The organism is Actinomadura sp. SCN-SB, from assembly GCF_043906805.1.
Classification (GTDB): domain Bacteria; phylum Actinomycetota; class Actinomycetes; order Streptosporangiales; family Streptosporangiaceae; genus Spirillospora.
This window is the reverse complement of the sequence record NZ_JBIMPP010000203.1, coordinates 1-438: the sequence shown is the minus strand read 5'-3', so window position 1 is coordinate 438 and position 438 is coordinate 1. Positions and strand designations below refer to the sequence as shown.

Here is a 438-nt window from a genome sequence, read left to right as displayed (position 1 = left end):
GCCCGGCCCAACGCCTCGGGTCCCGGCGGCGCGCTGCGCCGCTACGGCACCGGGCAGCGCGCCGACTTCGACCGAAAGCGAGTCTGAACCATGCCCACCGCCGACTACGGCGAGAAGATCCCCAACAACGTCGGCCTGAGCGAGGACCGGAGGTTGCAGCGGGCGCTGGAGTCCTGGCAGCCCAACTTCCTGTCCTGGTGGGAGACGATGGGCCCGTCCCTGCCCACCCAGGACGTCTACCTGCGCACCGCGGTCGACGTCGGCCGCGAAGGGTGGGCGCATTTCGGGCATGTGGCGATGCGCGACTACCGGTGGGGGATCTTCCTGGCCGAACGCGACCCCGACCGGCGCATCGCCTTCGGAGCCCACAAGGGCGAGCCCGCCTGGCAGAAGGTGCCCGGCGAGTACCGCGCCGATCTGCAACGCCTGATCGTGATT

1 pseudogene is annotated in these 438 nt (G+C 70.5%); it reads left to right on the top strand.

Annotated elements, in window-relative coordinates:
* Positions 1 to 90 precede the first annotated feature (90 nt).
* Positions 91 to 438, top strand: a pseudogene (locus tag ACGWYJ_RS39055) (benzoyl-CoA 2,3-epoxidase subunit BoxB); the annotation flags it as partial.